The sequence below is a fragment of the Trujillonella humicola genome, from assembly GCF_046233715.1.
GTDB lineage: Bacteria > Actinomycetota > Actinomycetes > Mycobacteriales > Geodermatophilaceae > Trujillonella > Trujillonella humicola.
This window is the reverse complement of the sequence record NZ_JBJNRJ010000019.1, coordinates 59,229-76,755: the sequence shown is the minus strand read 5'-3', so window position 1 is coordinate 76,755 and position 17,527 is coordinate 59,229. Positions and strand designations below refer to the sequence as shown.

General features: G+C 75.6%; 17 protein-coding genes and 1 riboswitch. Of the genes, 13 read left to right on the top strand and 4 right to left on the bottom strand.

Features of this window, described 5'->3' with window-relative positions; genetic code table 11:
- Positions 1 to 159: 159 nt before the first annotated feature.
- The 11 genes from ACK586_RS12170 to ACK586_RS12120 all read left to right on the top strand — a co-directional run bounded on the left by ACK586_RS12170 (position 160) and on the right by ACK586_RS12120 (position 10,300).
- Positions 160 to 1,053, top strand: coding sequence for an enoyl-CoA hydratase (locus ACK586_RS12170; protein ID WP_409330746.1), 894 nt, complete (start codon positions 160 to 162; stop codon positions 1,051 to 1,053).
- Entirely contained in the window at positions 1,050 to 1,910 is an 861-nt protein-coding gene (locus tag ACK586_RS12165) for an acyl-CoA thioesterase (protein ID WP_409330745.1), read from the top strand. The genes ACK586_RS12170 and ACK586_RS12165 overlap by 4 nt, the downstream gene beginning before the upstream one ends.
- 238 nt (positions 1,911 to 2,148) lie before the next feature.
- A complete protein-coding gene (locus tag ACK586_RS12160; protein ID WP_409330744.1) occupies positions 2,149 to 2,949 on the top strand; it encodes a coiled-coil domain-containing protein in 801 nt (266 codons plus the stop codon).
- A 230-nt stretch (positions 2,950 to 3,179) separates the two neighbouring features.
- Positions 3,180 to 3,340, top strand: a riboswitch (cyclic di-AMP (ydaO/yuaA leader).
- Between the two features lie 211 nt (positions 3,341 to 3,551).
- On the top strand, positions 3,552 to 4,382 hold the full coding sequence (locus tag ACK586_RS12155) for an aggregation-promoting factor C-terminal-like domain-containing protein (protein ID WP_409330743.1): 831 nt from the start codon (positions 3,552 to 3,554) through the stop codon (positions 4,380 to 4,382).
- A gap of 107 nt (positions 4,383 to 4,489) precedes the next feature.
- A complete protein-coding gene (locus tag ACK586_RS12150) occupies positions 4,490 to 5,122 on the top strand; it encodes a class I SAM-dependent methyltransferase (protein WP_409330742.1) in 633 nt (210 codons plus the stop codon).
- A gap of 60 nt (positions 5,123 to 5,182) precedes the next feature.
- On the top strand, positions 5,183 to 5,851 hold the full coding sequence (locus ACK586_RS12145; protein WP_409330741.1) for a TetR/AcrR family transcriptional regulator: 669 nt from the start codon (positions 5,183 to 5,185) through the stop codon (positions 5,849 to 5,851).
- 108 nt (positions 5,852 to 5,959) lie between these two features.
- On the top strand, positions 5,960 to 7,450 hold the full coding sequence (locus ACK586_RS12140; RefSeq protein ID WP_409330740.1) for a flavin-containing monooxygenase: 1,491 nt from the start codon (positions 5,960 to 5,962) through the stop codon (positions 7,448 to 7,450).
- Positions 7,450 to 8,301, top strand: a complete 852-nt coding sequence (locus ACK586_RS12135; RefSeq protein ID WP_409330739.1) for an SDR family NAD(P)-dependent oxidoreductase — start codon at positions 7,450 to 7,452, stop codon at positions 8,299 to 8,301. Before ACK586_RS12140 ends, ACK586_RS12135 begins: the two co-directional genes overlap by 1 nt.
- Positions 8,302 to 8,404: 103 nt before the next feature.
- Positions 8,405 to 8,806, top strand: coding sequence for a hypothetical protein (locus ACK586_RS12130; RefSeq protein WP_409330738.1), 402 nt, complete (start codon positions 8,405 to 8,407; stop codon positions 8,804 to 8,806).
- Between the two features lie 418 nt (positions 8,807 to 9,224).
- Positions 9,225 to 9,773: a pentapeptide repeat-containing protein gene (locus ACK586_RS12125; RefSeq protein WP_409330737.1), complete on the top strand. Its 549-nt coding sequence runs from the start codon at positions 9,225 to 9,227 to the stop codon at positions 9,771 to 9,773.
- Positions 9,770 to 10,300 (top strand): DUF4334 domain-containing protein, encoded by a 531-nt coding sequence (locus ACK586_RS12120; protein ID WP_409330736.1) that lies wholly within the window; start codon positions 9,770 to 9,772, stop codon positions 10,298 to 10,300. Before ACK586_RS12125 ends, ACK586_RS12120 begins: the two co-directional genes overlap by 4 nt.
- On the opposite strand, the gene ACK586_RS12115 is transcribed toward ACK586_RS12120, so the two are convergent.
- The 4 genes from ACK586_RS12115 to ACK586_RS12100 all read right to left on the bottom strand — a co-directional run bounded on the left by ACK586_RS12115 (position 10,257) and on the right by ACK586_RS12100 (position 14,157).
- On the bottom strand, positions 10,257 to 10,673 hold the full coding sequence (locus ACK586_RS12115; RefSeq protein WP_409330735.1) for a hypothetical protein: 417 nt from the start codon (positions 10,671 to 10,673) through the stop codon (positions 10,257 to 10,259). The two genes, ACK586_RS12120 and ACK586_RS12115, sit on opposite strands and share 44 nt — an antisense overlap.
- A gap of 81 nt (positions 10,674 to 10,754) precedes the next feature.
- Positions 10,755 to 11,165, bottom strand: a complete 411-nt coding sequence (locus ACK586_RS12110) for a hypothetical protein (RefSeq protein WP_409330734.1) — start codon at positions 11,163 to 11,165, stop codon at positions 10,755 to 10,757.
- Positions 11,165 to 12,574, bottom strand: a complete 1,410-nt coding sequence (gene pntB / locus ACK586_RS12105) for a Re/Si-specific NAD(P)(+) transhydrogenase subunit beta (protein ID WP_409330733.1) — start codon at positions 12,572 to 12,574, stop codon at positions 11,165 to 11,167. The genes ACK586_RS12110 and pntB overlap by 1 nt, the downstream gene beginning before the upstream one ends.
- On the bottom strand, positions 12,571 to 14,157 hold the full coding sequence (locus tag ACK586_RS12100) for a Re/Si-specific NAD(P)(+) transhydrogenase subunit alpha (RefSeq protein ID WP_409330732.1): 1,587 nt from the start codon (positions 14,155 to 14,157) through the stop codon (positions 12,571 to 12,573). The genes pntB and ACK586_RS12100 overlap by 4 nt, the downstream gene beginning before the upstream one ends.
- A 281-nt stretch (positions 14,158 to 14,438) precedes the next feature.
- Between ACK586_RS12100 and ACK586_RS12095 the strand changes: the two genes are divergently transcribed.
- Both ACK586_RS12095 and ACK586_RS12090 read left to right on the top strand, forming a co-directional pair.
- Positions 14,439 to 16,541 (top strand): putative bifunctional diguanylate cyclase/phosphodiesterase, encoded by a 2,103-nt coding sequence (locus tag ACK586_RS12095; RefSeq protein ID WP_409330731.1) that lies wholly within the window; start codon positions 14,439 to 14,441, stop codon positions 16,539 to 16,541.
- Positions 16,538 to 17,362 (top strand): HDOD domain-containing protein, encoded by an 825-nt coding sequence (locus tag ACK586_RS12090; RefSeq protein ID WP_409330730.1) that lies wholly within the window; start codon positions 16,538 to 16,540, stop codon positions 17,360 to 17,362. Before ACK586_RS12095 ends, ACK586_RS12090 begins: the two co-directional genes overlap by 4 nt.
- Positions 17,363 to 17,527 lie beyond the last annotated feature (165 nt).

Here is a 17,527-nt window from a genome sequence, read left to right as displayed (position 1 = left end):
GGGGGGGGGGGGGCGGGCGCCGGCGGGCCGGGCGGGGCGCGCGGCCCGCCGCCCCCCCCCCCCCCCCCCCCCCCCCCCGGCGCGCGTCCGCACCACCCGAAGGCACCCCATATCGGACCGATCCCGGCGGGGACGCCGGGCGCGAGAGGCGGCACCCGCATGGCGGAGTACCAGTTCATCACCACCGAGTCCTACGACGACGGCGCGATCGTCCGGATCAACCTCGACCGGCCGCGGCAGCGCAACGCCCAGAACCGCGGCATGCTCGTCGAGCTCGACGAGGCCTTCCGCGCCGCCGAGATGGACGACCAGGTGCGGGTCATCGTCCTGGGCGCCGAGGGGACGATGTTCTCCGCCGGGCACGACACCGGCTCCAAGCAGTCGATCGCCGAGTGGACGCCGGGGCCCGACCAGCACCCGACGATGCGGATCGACGGCGGCACCCGGCTCGGCCCGGAGAAGCTGTTCCTGCAGGAGTGGCACTACTACTTCCAGAACACCCGCCGCTGGCGCGACATCCGCAAGATCACCATCGCCGAGGTGCACGGCAACGTGATGTCGGCCGGGCTGATGCTGATGTGGGCCTGCGACCTCATCGTCGCCGCCGAGGACACGCAGTTCTCCGACGTCGTCGGGCAGCGGCTGGGCATGTGCGGCGTGGAGTACTTCGCCCACCCGTGGGAGTTCGGCCCCCGCAAGACCAAGGAGCTGCTGCTCACCGGCGACTCCATCGACGCCCGCGAGGCCCACGCCCTCGGCATGGTCAGCAAGGTGCACCCGCGCGAGGAGCTCGCCGAGGGCACGCTCGCCCTGGCCCGGCGGATCGCCGCCCTGCCCACGGTGACCGCGCTGCTGATCAAGGAGTCGGTCAACCAGTCGGTCGACAACATGGGCTTCCAGAACGCGCTCAAGGCGTGCTTCACCCTGCACGAGCTCAACCACGCCCACTGGTCGACCGTCCACGACGACGGCTACCCCGGCGCCCGGCCGGAGGACGGCATCCAGGGCACCATCCAGGCGCAGAAGGCCGCCGGGAACGGGGCCTCCTCGTGAGCGACGGCGCGAGCGGAACGGCCGAGCAGACCCGCCCGACCGTCGAGGGCGTGCTCCGGGTGCTCGAGCTGGAACGGACCGGGGACGGGCGCTACGAGGGCCGCTGCCTGGCCACCGAGGGCCCGGTCGTCGCCGGCGCCCAGATGATCGCCCAGGCGATCGTCGCCGCCTCCGCCGAGGCCACCGGCAAGCGCGTCACCTCGGTGCACTCGACCTTCGCCCGCACCGGTCGGGCCGACCGGCCGGTGACCCTCGACGTCGAGCGGTTCCACGAGGGCCGGTCCCTGGCCAGCCTCTCGGTCACGGTCAGCCAGGGCGAGCGGCGGCTGGCCCGGTCGCTGCTGCTGCTGGGCGCCGACGAGCCCGACGTCATCCGGCACGGCGCCGAGCCGCCGGCCCTCGGCCGCCCGGACGACGCCCCGGCCCAGCAGAGCTGGCTGGAGGGCCACGAGCAGCGCACCGTCGGCGGCGTCGACGTCGTGGACCCCGCGCTCGTCGGGCCGCCCGAGCTCCAGTACTGGTCGCGCTGGGCCACCGACCGCACCGAGCGGGACATCTCCCAGGCGCTGCTCACCTGGGCCAGCACCAACTCCTTCATCGGCGCCGCCATGCGCCCGCACGAGGGGGTCGGCCTGAGCCTGGCCCACCGCTCCCTGTCGACCGGCGTGCTGAGCCACGCGCTGTACTTCCACGACGACGTCGCCGCGGGGGAGTGGCTGCTGTACGCGCTGCGGAGCACCCACACCGGCGGTGGGCGCGCGTTCGGCGTCGGCGAGGTCTTCACCGAGGACGGCCGGCTCGTGGCCACCTGCACCCAGGAGTCGATGATCCGGCCGATGACCGGTGGAGCGCTCTGACCGACGCCGGCCGCACCGAGGCAGCGGGGCCGGGTCCGGCAGGGCCCGGCCCCGCGCCGTCCCGAGCGTGACCCGCCCGTGACCTGACGACAGCGCCGCGTAGCCGGTCCCGCACGGCCGGTGGAACGACGCCGGTGTCATCCAACCGTCATCCGCCGCGCGCGCGAGCGGCGTGCCCAGGTCTGGGAACGTGCAGTCACCGCCCGGAGCGGTGCGGCCGAGGACCGAGGGGGAGCCGATGTTCCAGCGGAGCCAGGCGCAGGCGGGGGACGTCGTTCCCGGCGAGGGTGAGCTCCGGGCGCCGGGCGGCCTCGACGGTCTGCTGAGCACGGCACCCACGTTCTCCGGGGCGCTGCGCGGCTACGACCGCCTCCAGGTGGACAACTACGTCGCCTGGGCGGAGGCGGAGATCGCGCTGGCCCGCCGCGAGGCCGACCACCTGCTCAGCCGCTACGCGGCCTGCTCCGCCGAACTGCAGAGCGCCCGCTGCCGGCTGTCCCAGCTCCACCGCGAACGGGAGACCGCCGAGGGGCGCGGGCTGGCCGAGGAGGTCCTCGCCCGCGCGGCCGAGGAGGCCGAGGCCCTGACCGCCGGGGCGCTGGAGGAGGCGCAGCGGATGGCCGCCGAGGCCCGCCAGGAGGCGCAGGCGCGGCTGGAGAAGGTCGAGGCCATGCGCACCGCCGCGGTCGCCGAGCGCGACACCGCCCGGGTGGAGGCCCGGGGCCTGCGCCAGCAGGCCGCCCTGGTCCTCGCCGCCGCGCGGGAGGAGGCCGCGGCGCTGCTCGCGCAGGCCCGGGAGCAGCGCGAGGAGGACGACGCGCGCGCCCGCCGGGACCGCGAGTCGGCGGAGGCCGCCGCGGCCACCCGCCTGGCCGGGGCGCAGGCGGAGGTCGACGACCTGCGCCGCCAGCGGGACGAGGCGCGCCAGTCCCTGCGCCGGCTGACCGGGCAGCTCGAGGACGTGCTGTCCTCCGTGGGTGGAGGCTCCTCGGCGGACCTCCTCGTCCTCGGGGACGGCCGCCACCCCGTCGCCTCCTGACCGGGTCGTCCCGGGCCGGCCGACGGGCCGGCCGGCCTCCTGTGCGGGCCGGGACCGGGCCGGGGGCCGGTGACGCAGCGTCGTCCTCGCGCACCTGCCGAGGGCTGCCGGGACGGGTGGGGCGATGCTCGTCACGGACCGGAATCGGCGTCCGGCATTGTCACGGGCCGGTAACGGCGCCTACCGTGTCCTCCGTCCGGTCGGTCCTCTCGTCCCCACCCGGGGAGTTCGGCCGGACGCCGCCGAGTCGCGACCGCAGCCGCGGGAGCGAGCCGGGGACCCACCGCAGTCCTGGGGTGAATCCCGCGCGCCGACCGTCGTCGGTGCCCGGGTAGGGCTTCTTCCCGCCCGAACCCGTCAGCTAACTCGGTAGGCGGCCACGGAAGGAACGGAGAGTTCCCGCATGCCCCGCCTCCGGGCTCCCGCGGCCCGCAGGTGCCGCCGGTTCCGCCGCCCGATCGCGTAACCGCCCGCACCCGCCCCGCCCCGGACACGGCGCCCACAGCGCCCCGGGAACCTCCGACGACACACAGCACCGCCCGGCGCCCCCTCGCGAGGGGGCCGGTGTCGCGCGTGCGCCCTCTCCCTGGAGTCCTCCCCGCATGTCCTCGCAGCACACCACCCGATTCCGCCGCTTCCGCTCCCCGCTGCGCTCCCGCCGTCCCGGCCTGCTGCTGGCCGCCGCGGCCGCCGGCGGTGTCCTGGTCAGCGTCGTCGTCACCGGCGAGGCCCCGGCCACCGCCGAGGCGGAGCAGGCCGTGCCCGTCAGCGAGACGGTGAGCGTGGCCCAGGCGCTGGGCATCGACCCCGCCGCGGCCGCCGCGCCGGACCTGTCCGGCCTCGGCGACCTCGCCGCCTCCCGCTCGGAGCGGGGCACCTCGGCGATCACCGCCGCGGAGGCCCAGCAGGCCGCCGACCAGGCCGAGCTCGACCGGTTGGCCGCCGAGGCCGCCGCCGCCGAGGCCGCCGCCCGCGCCGCCGCCGAGGCCCAGGCCGCCGCCGAGGCGCAGGCCGCCGCCGAGGCGCAGGCCGCCGCCGAGGCCGCGCAGGCCGCCGCGCGGCCGCCGGCCAGCGCCCCCGCGCCTGCGCCGTCCTCGTCCTCCTCCTCGCCGTCCTCGTCGCCGTCCGCCTCGCAGGGTGCGCCGCGGGGCTCGTTCAAGGACTACGCGCTGGCCCAGGTGGGCAGCGCCTCGGAGTTCTCCTGCCTCGAGCGGCTCTGGGGGCGCGAGAGCGGCTGGAACCCGAACGCGCAGAACCCGACCAGCACCGCCTACGGCATCGCCCAGTTCCTCGACTCCACGTGGGCCGGCACCGGCATCGCCAAGACAAGCGACGGCTACCGCCAGATCGACGCGGGGCTGATCTACATCGGCAACCGGTACGGCAGCCCCTGCGGCGCCTGGGCGCACTCGCAGTCCACCGGCTGGTACTAGGACCTCGTGCAGGGTTCCGCCGCGAGCCTGCGAGTGGTGGGGGGCACGGGGGCCCTTCCTCTTGCTCCCCGCGAGGGGGGCCGGAGCGGCGGGACACGATGGCCGGTGTGATCCCCTCGAGCTTCGTCCGCGCGCACACGGCGGTCCGCCGCCCGTCGTCGGTGCCGGAGGTGCGGCTGCACGTGGCCGAGGACGTCGTCGCCCTGTGGGAGGCGATGGAGGTGCGCGCCGGGGGAGCGGGGGACGCCCCGCCGTTCTGGGCGGCGGCGTGGCCCGGCGGCCAGGCGCTGGCCCGGTTCGTCCTCGACGACCCGGCGGTCGTGGCCGGCCGCCGGGTGCTCGACCTCGGCGCCGGCAGCGGGCTGGTGGCGATCGCGGCCGCCCTGGCCGGGGCGGCACGGGTGCTGGCCAGTGACGTCGACCCGTTCAGCCGCACGGCGATCGGGGTCAACGCCGGGCTCAACGGCGTCCCCGGGATCGGCGTGCTGGGTGACGTCCTCGCCCATCCGGTGCCGCCGGTGGACGTCGTCCTGGCCGGGGACGTCTGCTACGACCGGGTGATGACCGAGCGGGTGCTGCCCTTCCTCGGGCGCGCCCGGGCGGCCGGCTGCGAGGTGTACGTCGGCGACCCCGGGCGGCCCTACCTCCCGGTCGAGCGGCTGGTCGAGGCGGCGGTGCACGAGATCGCCGAGACCGAGGGGCCGGGGGTGCGCCGGACGAGGGTGTGGCGCCTGCCCTGATCGAGGCGCTTCTGCTCGACAGGGCGTCGACTCCCTCGACACCGGCTAGCGTGCGGACCTATGTCCTCCCCCCGCCCCGTCGACGCCACGGGTGCCGACGGCGGCCCCGGCCGCGGCCGCCGGGTCCGCCGGCCCTCGGGTGACGACCGGGAGCGGGCGTTGCTCGCCACCGCGGAGCGGTTGCTGGAAGAGCGTCCGCTGGCCGACATCTCGGTGGACGACCTCGCCCGCGGCGCGGGCATCTCCCGGTCGACGTTCTACTTCTACTTCGCCTCCAAGGAGGCGGTCGTCCTCGCGCTGCTCGACCGCGTCGTCGGCGAGGCGCAGGCGGCCCGCTCGGCCGCGCTGGCCGGTGCCGCGGGCGCGCGCGCCGCGTGGCGGGCGGCGCTGGTCACCGTGCGCGACACCTTCCGCGACCACCGCGCGCTGACCGCCGCCGCGACCGAGCTCCTGGCCGCGAGCCCCGAGGTGCAGTCGCTGTGGTCGTCGGTGATGGAGGGCTTCGTGGCCGAGACCGCCGCCGCCATCGAGGCCGAGCGGGCGAGGGGTGCTGCGCCGCCCGGTCCGCCGGCCCGCGACCTCGCCGTGGCGCTGAACTGGATGAACGAGCGGGTCATCCAGACGTCGATCGCGGGGCAGCAGCCGGCCCTGGCCGAGGACACCCTGCTCGAGGTCCTCCTGACCGTCTGGCTGCGCACGATCTACGGCGCCGACGACGTCCCCGCGTGACCGCCGCAACCGATCGGCCGACACGTCGTTGATCCTCTCGACACCGCGTCGACAACGCCGTCGGCGCGGTGCACGATGGCGCGGACGGACGAGGAGAGCGGGAGCCCCATGACTGCGCAGACGCCAGAGCACGTCGACGTCCTGATCGTCGGGGCCGGTCTGTCCGGCATCGGCGCCGCCTGCCACCTGGAGGACGAGCGGCCCGGCACCACCTACGCGGTGCTCGAGGCCCGTGAGGCGCTGGGCGGCACGTGGGACCTGTTCCGCTACCCCGGGATCCGGTCGGACTCCGACATGTACACGCTCGGCTACTCCTTCCGGCCGTGGACCGATCCGCAGGCGATCGCCGACGGCCCCTCGATCCGCCGCTACATCGAGGAGACCGCGCGCGAGTACGGCGTGGCCGACAAGATCCGCTACCGCTGCGAGGTGCTGGACGCGCAGTGGTCCTCGGAGGACGCGCGGTGGACCGTCACCGCGCGGCGCACCGACACCGGCGAGCGGCTGACCCTCACCTGCTCGTGGCTGTCGGTGTGCTCCGGCTACTACCGCTACGACGAGGGGTTCAGCCCCCGCTTCGAGGGCGCCGAGACCTTCCGCGGGCAGATCGTCCACCCGCAGCACTGGCCCGAGGACCTCGACGTCGGCGGCAAGCGGGTCGTCGTCATCGGCAGCGGCGCCACGGCGGTCACCCTCGTGCCGAGCCTGGCCCCGCGGGCCGCGCACGTGACGATGCTGCAGCGCACGCCCACCTACGTCGTCTCCCTCCCCGGACGCGACCCGCTGGCCGCGGCGCTGCGCCGCTTCCTGCCCGAGCGGCTCGTCTACCCGGTGGTCCGCTGGAAGAGCCTGCTCGTGTCCATGGCCTCCTACCAGTTCGCCCGGCGGCGGCCCGCGGCGATGAAGGCGTTCCTCAAGAAGGAGCAGCGCCGGCAGCTGCCCGAGGGCTTCGACGTGGACACGCACTTCACCCCGCCCTACGACCCGTGGGACCAGCGGCTGTGCGTCGTCCCTGACGGCGACCTGTTCCGGGCGGTCCGCCGGGGGCAGGCGTCCATCGTCACCGACCGGATCGCCCGCTTCGACGAGACCGGGATCGTCCTGGAGTCGGGGCAGCACCTGGACGCCGACGTGATCGTGACCGCCACCGGCCTCAACCTGCTGCCGATCGGCGGCATGACCCTCGCCGTCGACGGCGCGCCCGTCGAGCTGTCCGAGACCGTCTCGTACAAGGGGATGATGGTGTCCGGCGTCCCCAACTTCACGATGACCATCGGCTACACCAACGCCGCGTGGACGCTGAAGGCCGACCTGGTCGCCCGCCACGTCACCCGGCTGCTGGCGCACATGGAGCGGCACGGCTACGACGTCGCCACCCCGCTGGCCCCCGCCGACCCGGTCCGCGAGCCGTTCCTCGGGCTCACCTCCGGCTACGTGCAGCGCAGCCTCACCGCCCTGCCCAAGCAGGGAGGGCGGGCACCGTGGAAGCTGCACCAGAACTACCTGCGGGACCGGCTGCTCTTCCGCCGGTCCCCCGTCGACGACGAGGGCATCCGCTTCTCCCGCGCGCAGCCGGCCCACCTGCAGGCGGCGGCCTGATGGACGCCTACCGCTTCGCCGGGGGGACGGCGGTCGTGACCGGCGCGGCCAGCGGCATCGGCGCCGCCCTCGCGCCGCTGCTGGCCGCCCGCGGCAGCGACCTGGTGCTCGTCGACCGGGACGCCGAGCGGCTGGCCGGCGTGGCGGCGGCCGTGCGCTCGGCGCACCCCGGCGTCTCGGTGGCCACCGCCGTCGTCGACCTGGCCGACCCCGTCGCCACGCAGCGCGTCGCCGACGAGCTGGTCGCCGCCCACCCGGACGTCACGCTGCTGGTCAACAACGCCGGCGTGGCCCTCGGCGGCCGCTTCGACCAGGTGACCCTCGACGAGTTCGACTGGGTCATGGAGGTCAACTTCCGCGCCGTCGTCCGCCTGACCAAGGCGTTCCTGCCCACGCTGAAGGCCCACCCGGGCTCGCACGTGGTCAACCTGAGCAGCCTGTTCGGGCTCATGGCCCCGGCCGGGCAGGTCGCGTACGCGTCGAGCAAGTTCGCCGTCCGCGGGTTCACCGAGGCGCTGCGGCACGAGCTCGCCGAGGACGGCAGCGGCACCTGCGTGGGCGTCACGAGCGTCCACCCCGGCGGCATCCGGACCCGCATCGCCGAGACCGCTCGCGTGGCCGGCGGCGTCGACCCCGAGGAGGCCGCGCGGGGCAAGGCCGACTTCGCCCGGCTGCTCACCTTCCCCGCCGACGAGGCCGCCGAGCTGATCGTCGACGCGGTCGAGCGGCGGCGGCCGCGACTGCTCATCGGCGCCAGCGCGAAGATCCCCGACGTGCTCGTGCGGATCGCACCCGGCGGCTACGGGAGGCTGCTGGCCGCCGTCACCAGGCTGGCGGGGAAGCGCCGCTGAGACCGAGCTCCACCGGCACGACCCCGGACCTGGCGCGACGGCGCCGCGGCCGGGGGAGACTGGCCGGTGGAGACCCGCGCCGGCCGGGTCGGAGGGGAGCGCGGTGACCGAGCACGAGTCGTCGGGGGGCAACCGGGTGCCGCGGTCGGTCGAGGAGTTCGTGACCCAGCTCCGGATCTTCACCGAGCGGGCCCGCAGCCTGGCCGCGGGCGCCGTGCCGGGCGGGCTCTCCCTGCCCCGGCTGCCCTCGCCGCCCGGAGCGATGTCGGCGGCCCAGCTGCGGGCGATCGACCAGGCGGTGCGCGGGCAGCGGCAGCTCATCGCCGGCATGGTCGCCCAGCTGCAGGCCTTCGACGAGCAGCTCGCGGTGTTCGAGCGGGTGCTCGACCCGCTGGTCGAGTGGTCCGCCACGTGGGCACGCCTGGAGGGCGCCGTGGCCGACCTGGTGCGGCCCCCGGCCGCGGGGACGGCGGCCGACGAGGAGACACCACCCCCGGCGCGCTGACCGGGGGAGACTGCGGGCCGGGGTGCGCGCGCCCCGGAGCGGCGAGGAGGCGTGGGATGGCCGGAGGGCACGAGTACGAGGTCGAGGTGGAGGGCCGCATCGGACCCGGCGGGGTCGAGGGCGTCCTGGTCACGTTCGAGGGCCCGGTCGCCTGACCGGCATCCCGGAGACGGCCGGGTCGTCCCCGGACGACGACCGGGCCCTCCTGCACGCCGACTGCGCGCGGTGCGCGGCGCTGTGCTGCGTCCTGCCGCCGTTCGCCGCCTCGGCGGACTTCGCGATCGACAAGCCGGCCGGGCGGCCCTGCCCGAACCTCGCCGGCGACGACCGCTGCACGATCCACGCCGAGCTGCCCGCGCGCGGGTTCCCGGGCTGCGGAGCCTTCGACTGCTTCGGCGCGGGCCAGCAGGTCGTGCAGGTGACCTACGCCGGCCGGGATCCGCGGGGCGAGCCCGAGGCGCTCGCCGTCCTCGATGCCGTGCGGCGGCTGTCGGAACTGCTCTGGTACCTGGCCGAGGCCCTGGCCCGGCCCGCCGCCGAGCCGCTGCGGCCCCGGCTGGCCGCCGCCCGCGAGCGCGTGCGGGGCCTGCGCGGTGCCGGCGCCGCCGAGCTGGCGGGGCTGGACACGACGGCGCTGCGCCGGGACGCCGGGCCGCTGCTGCGCGAGACCAGCGAGCTCGTGCGGGCGGTGCTGCCCGGCCCCCGCCGGGACCGCTCGGGCCGCGACCTGGCGGGGGCGGACCTGCGCGGCGCCGACCTGCGGGCCGGCTGCCTGCGCGGAGCGCTCCTGATCGGGGCGGATCTGCGCGGGGCCGATCTGCGCGGGGCGGACCTGCTCGGTGCGGACCTGCGGGGTGCCGACCTGCGCCGGGCGGACCTGCGCGGGGCGCTCTTCCTGACCCGGCCGCAGGCGGCCGCCGCCCGCACCGACGGGGCGACCCGGCTCCCCGACGGGCTCCGCCGGTGACCTCGGCGGCGGGGGTCCTGGCCCTGTTCGACACGCTCCAGCCGGTGCCCCCCGAGGCCCTGCTGGGCCGCTGGCGGGGCGCCGAGCTGCCCACGGGCAGCCGGCTGGACGGCCTGCTGACGCTGCACCGCTGGTGGGGCAAGGACGTGGTCGACCTCGAGACGGTGCACCCGCTGCTGTTCGCCGGCCGCCGCGGCGTGCCGCGGCCGGTCACGCCGTGGCCCGTCCCGCTCGGGCTGCTGCGGCACGCGCCGGGGCCGGCGCGGACCCGTGCGGCGCGGGTCGCCTTCCGCGCGGTGCGGCCGCTGCTGCACGCCCGCCGGCCCGGTGCCCGGGTCCGTGCCGTCGCCCACCGCGGGGCGGTGACGGCCGCGATCGTCTACGACGCGCTGCCCGTCGTGGACGTGTTCCGAAGGGTCGACGCGCGCACGCTGCTCGGTCTCATGGACATGCGCGGGCTGGACGAGCCCTTCGCGTTCGTGCTCAGTCGCCCTCCCGACCCCGCCGGGGGCGCAGCAGGCCGGTGACGGCCTCCACCCGCGACTGGGCCGAACGCAGCCCCGACACGATCGGCAGCAGGTCGTCGGAGAGCCGGCGCAGGCTGTCGGGCAGCGTGTCGACCACCGGGTCGTCCAGGACCTTCCCGACCCGGATCAGCCCCGGGCGCAACGCCCGCACCGGTTCCTCCAGCTCCTCGACCAGCGCCTCCAGCCGCTCGGCCGTGCGCTGCGCCGAGGCGATCGCGGCGGTCGCCGTCCGGGTGGCCGTGATGAGCTCGCGGACGGCGCCGTTGAGGTCGGTCAGCGTGCGCGGCAGCGAGGCCAGCGCCTCGGTCTGCGTCTGCAGCAGCGACACGAGGTCAGACAGCCCGGGGATGCGCGGCAGTCGGAAGGGGTCCACCCGGCCACGGTCGGCGTCCGGGCGGGGTGGCGCAAGCCGGCCCGCCGTCGGCCTGCCGCCGGCCGGGCGCTCGTGGAGCCGTCAGCCGGGCAGCACCTCGCGCCACAGCCGGCCCGCGGCCCGCCCGGTGCCGATGTCGGCCAGGCCACGCAGGGCCTGGACGTCGTGGACCGTCGCGGCGGCGCCGCCGAGCAGCGTGAACACGCCGACCCCCGCGGCGAGCATCGAGGGGTGCGGCGGCGGCATGCCGCTGGGGCGCACGAAGGTGATCTTCCACCGCTGCCCGGCCGCGGTCAGCTTCACGCCGCCGCCGAACCACCACCAGGGCCACGAGACGTCGGTGACCTGCCGCAGCGGCACGTCGAAGACCGGCTCGTCGCTCGCGAAGGTCAGCCCTCGGCGGTCGGTGGCCAGGTAGCCGGGGACGTTGCGCAGCCCGCCGATGAGCCACGCGGGGCTGACGAGGAGGCCGCCGGGGCCGGGAGCGGTCATCAGAGCGCCTTGAGGATGTCCTCGACGCGCTCGCGGGCGTCGCCGAAGAGCATGCGGGTGTTCTCGCGGAAGAACAGCGGGTTCTGCACGCCGGCGTAGCCGGTGTTCATGGAGCGTTTGAAGACGACGACCCGCCCGGCCTCCCAGACGCGCAGGACGGGCATGCCGGCGATGGGGCTGCCGGGGTCGTCCTGGGCGGCGGGGTTGACGGTGTCGTTGGCGCCGATGACCAGGACGACGTCGGTGGTGGCGAGGTCGTCGTTGATCTCGTCCATCTCCAGGACGACGTCGTAGGGGACCTTGGCCTCGGCCAGCAGCACGTTCATGTGGCCGGGGAGGCGGCCGGCGACGGGGTGGATGCCGAAGCGGACGTCGACGCCGCGGTCGGTCAGCTGCCGGGTGAGGTCGGCGACCAGGCCCTGGGCGTGCGCGACGGCCATGCCGTAGCCGGGGGTGATGACCACCGACTTGGCCTCGGCGAGCAGTTCGGCGACCTCGTCGGGGGTGATCTCGGTGTGCTCGCCGTCGTCGTCGCCGCCGGAGGCCGTGGTGCCCTCGGTGCCGAAGCCGCCGGCGATGACCGACAGGAAGGAGCGGTTCATCGCCTGGCACATGATGTAGGACAGGTAGGCGCCCGAGGCCCCGACCAGCGCGCCGGTGATGATCAGCAGGTCGTTGTCGAGCAGGAACCCGGCCGCGGCGGCGGCCCAGCCCGAGTAGCTGTTGAGCATCGAGACCACGACGGGCATGTCGCCGCCACCGATCGAGGCGACCAGGTGCCAGCCCAGGGCCAGGGCGAGTGCGGTGAGCACCGCCAGCACCGGCAGGTTCGGGCTGATGACGAACACGACGGTCAGCACGGCGAAGGCGGCCAGCGCGCCGAGGTTGAGCGCGTTCTTGCCGGGCAGCACCAGCGGGTTGGCCGAGATGCGGGCCGACAGCTTGAGGAAGGCGACGATCGAGCCGGTGAAGGTGACCGCGCCGATGAACACGCCGATGGCGACCTCGGCGGAGTGGATCTCCACCGCCAGGGCGAGGATCTCGGCCTGCCCGGGTGGGGCGCCCTCGACCGAGAGGTAGCCGTTCCAGCCGACCAGCACCGCGGCCAGGCCGACGAAGGAGTGCAGCAGCGCGATCAGCTCGGGGATGCCGGTCATCTCCACCCGGCGGGCCCGCCACAGGCCGATCACCGCGCCGGTGGCCATGGCCACCAGAATCGCCACGATGGCGGCGGCCTGCAGGTCCGCGGCGGCCAGGGCCACGGTGGCGATCAGCGCCAGGGCCATGCCGGCGATGCCGTAGGCGTTGCCGGCCCGGGCCGTCTCGTGCTTGCTCAGGCCGGCCAGGGACAGCACGAACAGCAGGCCGGCGACCAGGTAGGCCGCCGAGGCGGCGCCGAGGAGGGTCATCGGGTCGCCCCCGCCCGTGCCGTGCCGCCGGTGCCGCCGCGGGTGAACATGCCCAGCATCCGGCGGGTGACGGCGAAGCCGCCGAACACGTTGATCGAGGCGATCAGCACCGCGACGAACGCCAGCACCGTCACCACGCCGGAGACGTGGCCCAGCTGCAGCAGCGCGCCGACCACGATGATCCCGGAGATCGCGTTGGTGACGCTCATCAGCGGGGTGTGCAGGGCGTGGTGCACGTGCCCGATCACGTAGAACCCGACCACCACCGACAGCGCGAACACCGTCAGGTTGCCCACCAGCTGGTTCGGGGCGAACGCGGTCGCTGCGAACAGCAGCGCCGCGGCGAGCCCGACCAGCGCGCCCCGCCGCGCCGGGGTCATCGCCGTCTTCTCCGGCCGGACCGGGGGTGGCGGTGGCGGCGCGGTCGCCACGGGGGCGGCGGAGACGGCCACCGGTGGCGGGGGCCACAGCACCTCCCCGTTCCGGACGACGGTCATCGCCCGGACGACGACGTCGTCGAGGTCCAGGACGAGGACGCCGTCCTTGCCCGGGGTCAGGAGCTTGACCAGGTTCACCAGGTTGGTGCCGTACAGCTGGGAGGCCTGCGCGGGCAGCCGGCCGGGCAGGTCGGTGTAGCCGATGATCGTCACCCCGCCCGGCGTCGTCACCACCTGGTCGGCCACCGAGCCCTCCACGTTGCCGCCCTGCGCGGCGGCCATGTCCACGATCACCGAGCCCGGCTTCATCGAGGCCACCATGTCGGCGGTGATCAGCCGCGGCGCCGCGCGGCCGGGGATGAGCGCGGTGGTGATGACGATGTCGACGTCGCGGCACTGCTCGGCGTACATCACCGCCGCGCGGGCGTCGTAGTCGGCCGAGGTGACCGACGCGTACCCGGTGCCGCCGCCGGGCCGGGCTCCCTCGGCCGGCTGGTCGGCGGGCACGCCGACGTACTGCCCGCCCAGGGAGGCGATCTGGTCGGCCACCTCCGGGCGGACGTCGGTGGCCCGCACGATCGCGCCCAGGCTGGAGGCGGCGCCGATCGCCGCAAGCCCCGCCACACCGGCACCGGCGACGAGCACCTTGGCCGGCGGCACCTTGCCCGCCGCGGTCACCTGGCCGGTGAAGAACCGGCCGAAGGCGTGCGCGGCCTCGATCACCGCCCGGTAGCCGGCGATGTTGGCCATCGAGGACAGCACGTCCAGCGACTGCGCCCGGGAGATCCGCGGGACCGCGTCCATCGCCAGCGCCGTCACCGGCCGGGCCGCCAGCGCCGCCACCAGCTCCGGGTCCAGCGCCGGGGACAGCAGGCTGACCAGCACCCCGCCCTCCCGCAGCGCGTCCAGCTCCGTCGTCGACGGCTTGGCCACGTGCAGCACCAGGTCGGCGCCCCACGCCTGCCCCGCCGTCCCGATCCGGGCACCGGCGGCCACGTACTCCACGTCGGGGAACGACGACGCCGCGCCCGCACCGGACTCCACCACCACCTCGTGGCCCAGCCCCAGCAGCTGCCGGACGGTGGCCGGGGTGGCGGCCACCCGCGTCTCGCCGGGGGACGTCTCGCGGGGGACTCCGATGAGCACGCGCACTCCAGTGCAGGTCGGTCGGCGGCGCTGCCGGGAGGGCCTGGGGGCGGGGAGGCCGCGCGGGACGGGGGGTCCGTCCGGGATTTCCTACCAGCCGGGGCGCGGACGCACCGCCACGGGACCTGTGACGACCGGCACGGCCGGGCCCCGGCCCTCCCCCGTCGGGGTGGTCGGGGGCGCGCCGGGGTCCAGTCCGCGGGGCCGCCGGCCGTACACCGAGGGGTGGGCGGGAGCAGACCGGCCGCACCGAACGTGAACAGCAGGACGGAGGGAGGACCGTGACACCCATCCCGACGGTGACCGCCGACGCGCGCGTCGCCCCGGAGGTCGTGTCTTCGGTCTTCTACGGCGCCGCGGTCAGCACGCACCTGGCCCTGCTCGTCGCCGAGATGTCGGGGAACGTCCCACGGGTCACCTGGGGCAACGAGGGGGCCGTGCACCTCCTCGGGTACGCACAGGAGGACCTGCGGGAGCTCGCCGTCGCCCAGCTGCTGCCCTCGCTGCGCGGCGGCGAGCTCAAGCTGCTGCTGCGCCGGGAGCGGACCGCCCGGATGAGCCTGCCGGTCCGCACCGCCAGCGGGGTCTACACCGAGTGCGTCGTCCTGTGCACGCCGACGCCGACCGGCCGGATGTGGACCCTGCGGGTCGTCCCGGCCGACAACGAGCAGGAGCGCGCACTGCGCGCGACCGCCGACGCCCACGAGCGGCGCTTCGCGACGCTCACCGAGCGCTCGCCGATCCCGACGCTGCTGTCCGAGCAGGGCATGCGGCTGGCGCACGTCAACGACGCCTTCTGCGGGCTGGTCGGCCAGCAGTCCGAGCAGCTGCTGGGCACCGGCTGGATGGCCTGCATCCACCCCGACGACCTCGACCACGTCATCGAGCAGGTCGCCGTCGTCCTCGGCGGCGGGGACGGCGAGGCCCACGCCCGGTTGCTGCAGCGCGACGGCGGCGAGCGGCGGACCGTCATCCGCTTCGCGCACCTGTTCACCCCCGGCGTCGGGGCCGGCTTCGTCGGCACCATCGAGGACATCACCGAGCGGCTGGCCTTCGAGGCGCGCCTGGCCCACCAGGCCAACCACGACCCGCTGACCGGGCTGCCCAACCGCACGCTGCTGGCCCAGCACGTGGCCGAACGCTTCGTCCGCGGGCAGAGGGGCCTGGCCTGCCTCTTCCTCGACCTCGACAACTTCAAGGTGGTCAACGACTCCCTGGGCCACGCCGCCGGCGACGAGCTGCTCGTCGAGGTGGCCCGCCGGCTGCGCGCCGTCGCCCGACCCGGTGACCTCGTCGCCCGGTTCGGCGGGGACGAGTTCGTCGTCGTCTGCGAGGACGTCGACACCGACGACGCCGTGGCCCTCGCCGAGCGCATCGGCGGCGTCCTCGCCGATCCGGTGGGCATCGGCGGCGTGGACGTGCGGCCGCACGCCAGCATCGGGGTGACCGTGCAGGCCGAGGAGCACGGGAGCGCCGAGGAGCTCATCCGCGACTGCGACATCGCGATGTACCAGGCGAAGAACGCGGGGAAGGGGCGGATCACCGTCCTCGACCACGCGGCGCGTGCCGGGGCCCGGGACAAGCTGCGGCTGGTCGCCGACCTGCGCGACGCCATCGAGCGGCGGGAGATCACGCTGCTGTACCAGCCGATCTTCAGCACCGCCGACGGCAGCTCGGCCGCCGTGGAGGCGCTGGCCCGCTGGCAGCACGCCGACCGGGGGCCGATCAGCCCGGTGCTGTTCGTGCCCCTGGCCGAGGAGAGCGGCCTCATCGGGCCCCTGGGCTCGCTCGTCCTCGACGAGACCTGCCGCCAGCTCGTCGAGTGGGACCGCCTGCTCGGGCCCGACGCCCCCCGGCGGGCCAACGTGAACGTCTCCGCGCTGCAGCTGGACGGCAACCTGCACGCCCTCGTCGTCGCCGCGCTCGAGCGGCACGAGCTGAGCCCCTCGCGCCTCTCCATCGAGATCACCGAGTCGGCGCTCATGAAGGATCCCGGCTCCGCCCGCGCCGTCCTCCAGCAGCTGCGCGACCTGGGCGTGCACCTGGCCATCGACGACTTCGGCACCGGGTACTCCTCGCTGGCCTACCTGCGGCACCTGCCGGTGGACTGCCTGAAGGTCGACCGGTCCTTCGTCGCCGAGCTGGCCGGCGGTCACGCCGAGATCGCCACGGCCGTCATCGCGCTGGCCGGCAGCCTCGGGCTGAGCACCGTCGCCGAGGGCGTGGAGGACATCCAGACCGCCGTGACCCTGGCCGGCCTGGGCGCCACCTACCTGCAGGGCTTCGGCCTGGCCCAGCCGCTCAGCGGCGCCCGAGCAGCAGCCTGGTACGCGATGCAGGCGAACCGCCCCCGACCGCCCGTGACCTCCCCGGAGCCGACGTGACCGCCCCGCAGCTGAGCCCCGTCCCCGCCTTCGACCTCGAGCAGGTCCTGGCCAGCATCGACACCATGGCCGCGCAGAAGCCGGTGGCGGCGCAGATCGTGTCGGTGGCCAACTCCGACGACACCAGCGCGAGGGTCCTGGCCGACATCCTCGCCGCCGACGTGGCGCTGGCCAGCCGGGTGATGAAGCTGGCCAACAGCGCCTACTTCGGCATGCGCGGCCGCGTGACCTCGCTGCAGTTCGCGGTGACCGTCGTCGGCTTCACCACGGTGCGCACCATGGCCACGGTCGCCCTCACCGACCTCGACGACGAGTCGCGGCTGCCGGAGGACTTCTGGGTGGGCACGACCAGCGTCGCCCTGGCCGCCTCGCTGCTCGCGCCCCGCTTCGGGGAGCGGCCGCAGGACAGCCTCTGCCTGGGCCTGCTGGCCCAGGTCGGCGTCGCGCTGCTGCACCACAACGATCCCGACGGCTACCGCGAGCTGCTGGCCGGGGAGGCCACCTTCGCCGGCCGGCGCGCCGCCGAGGTGCGCCGGTACGGCATCTCGGGCACGCGGCTGACCGGCGTGGCCCTGGAGCAGTGGGGCTTCCCGCACACCATGGTCGGCCCGCTGACCGCGGCCGACGACCGCGCCTCGGCCGACGGCGCGCTGCTCCGGGCGGCGTTCGAGATCGCCGCCCGGCTGACCCAGCCCGGCTACGCGCCGGTGGACGTCGCGCAGCTCACCGGGGGCCAGGTGCGGGAGGACGCCGTCGGCCCGGTGCTGGAGCAGGTGGCCCAGGACGCCGAGGAGCTCCGCCGCGTGATGCTCGACGGCTGACCCGGCCGCGCGAGATCTGCACACTCGTCACCATCAGCCGCCGATGGCGACGAGTGTGCAGATCTCGTCGAGGGGGACCGGTCAGGCGGCGCCGGCGCCGGCGGCGGGGGCGGGGGCGGGGGGGTGGCCCCGCCGGGCCCCCGCCCCGGGGTGGCCCACCGCCAC

What these genes read in the sequence shown, in the direction of transcription:
- pntB (WP_409330733.1), bottom strand. Translation starts at nt 12,574, where the DNA reads ATGACCCTCCTCGGCGCCGCCTCGGCGGCCTACCTGGTCGCCGGCCTG.
- ACK586_RS12110 (WP_409330734.1), bottom strand. Translation starts at nt 11,165, where the DNA reads ATGACCGCTCCCGGCCCCGGCGGCCTCCTCGTCAGCCCCGCGTGGCTC.
- ACK586_RS12155 (WP_409330743.1), top strand. Translation starts at nt 3,552, where the DNA reads ATGTCCTCGCAGCACACCACCCGATTCCGCCGCTTCCGCTCCCCGCTG.
- ACK586_RS12160 (WP_409330744.1), top strand. Translation starts at nt 2,149, where the DNA reads ATGTTCCAGCGGAGCCAGGCGCAGGCGGGGGACGTCGTTCCCGGCGAG.
- ACK586_RS12145 (WP_409330741.1), top strand. Translation starts at nt 5,183, where the DNA reads ATGTCCTCCCCCCGCCCCGTCGACGCCACGGGTGCCGACGGCGGCCCC.
- ACK586_RS12140 (WP_409330740.1), top strand. Translation starts at nt 5,960, where the DNA reads ATGACTGCGCAGACGCCAGAGCACGTCGACGTCCTGATCGTCGGGGCC.
- ACK586_RS12135 (WP_409330739.1), top strand. Translation starts at nt 7,450, where the DNA reads ATGGACGCCTACCGCTTCGCCGGGGGGACGGCGGTCGTGACCGGCGCG.
- ACK586_RS12170 (WP_409330746.1), top strand. Translation starts at nt 160, where the DNA reads ATGGCGGAGTACCAGTTCATCACCACCGAGTCCTACGACGACGGCGCG.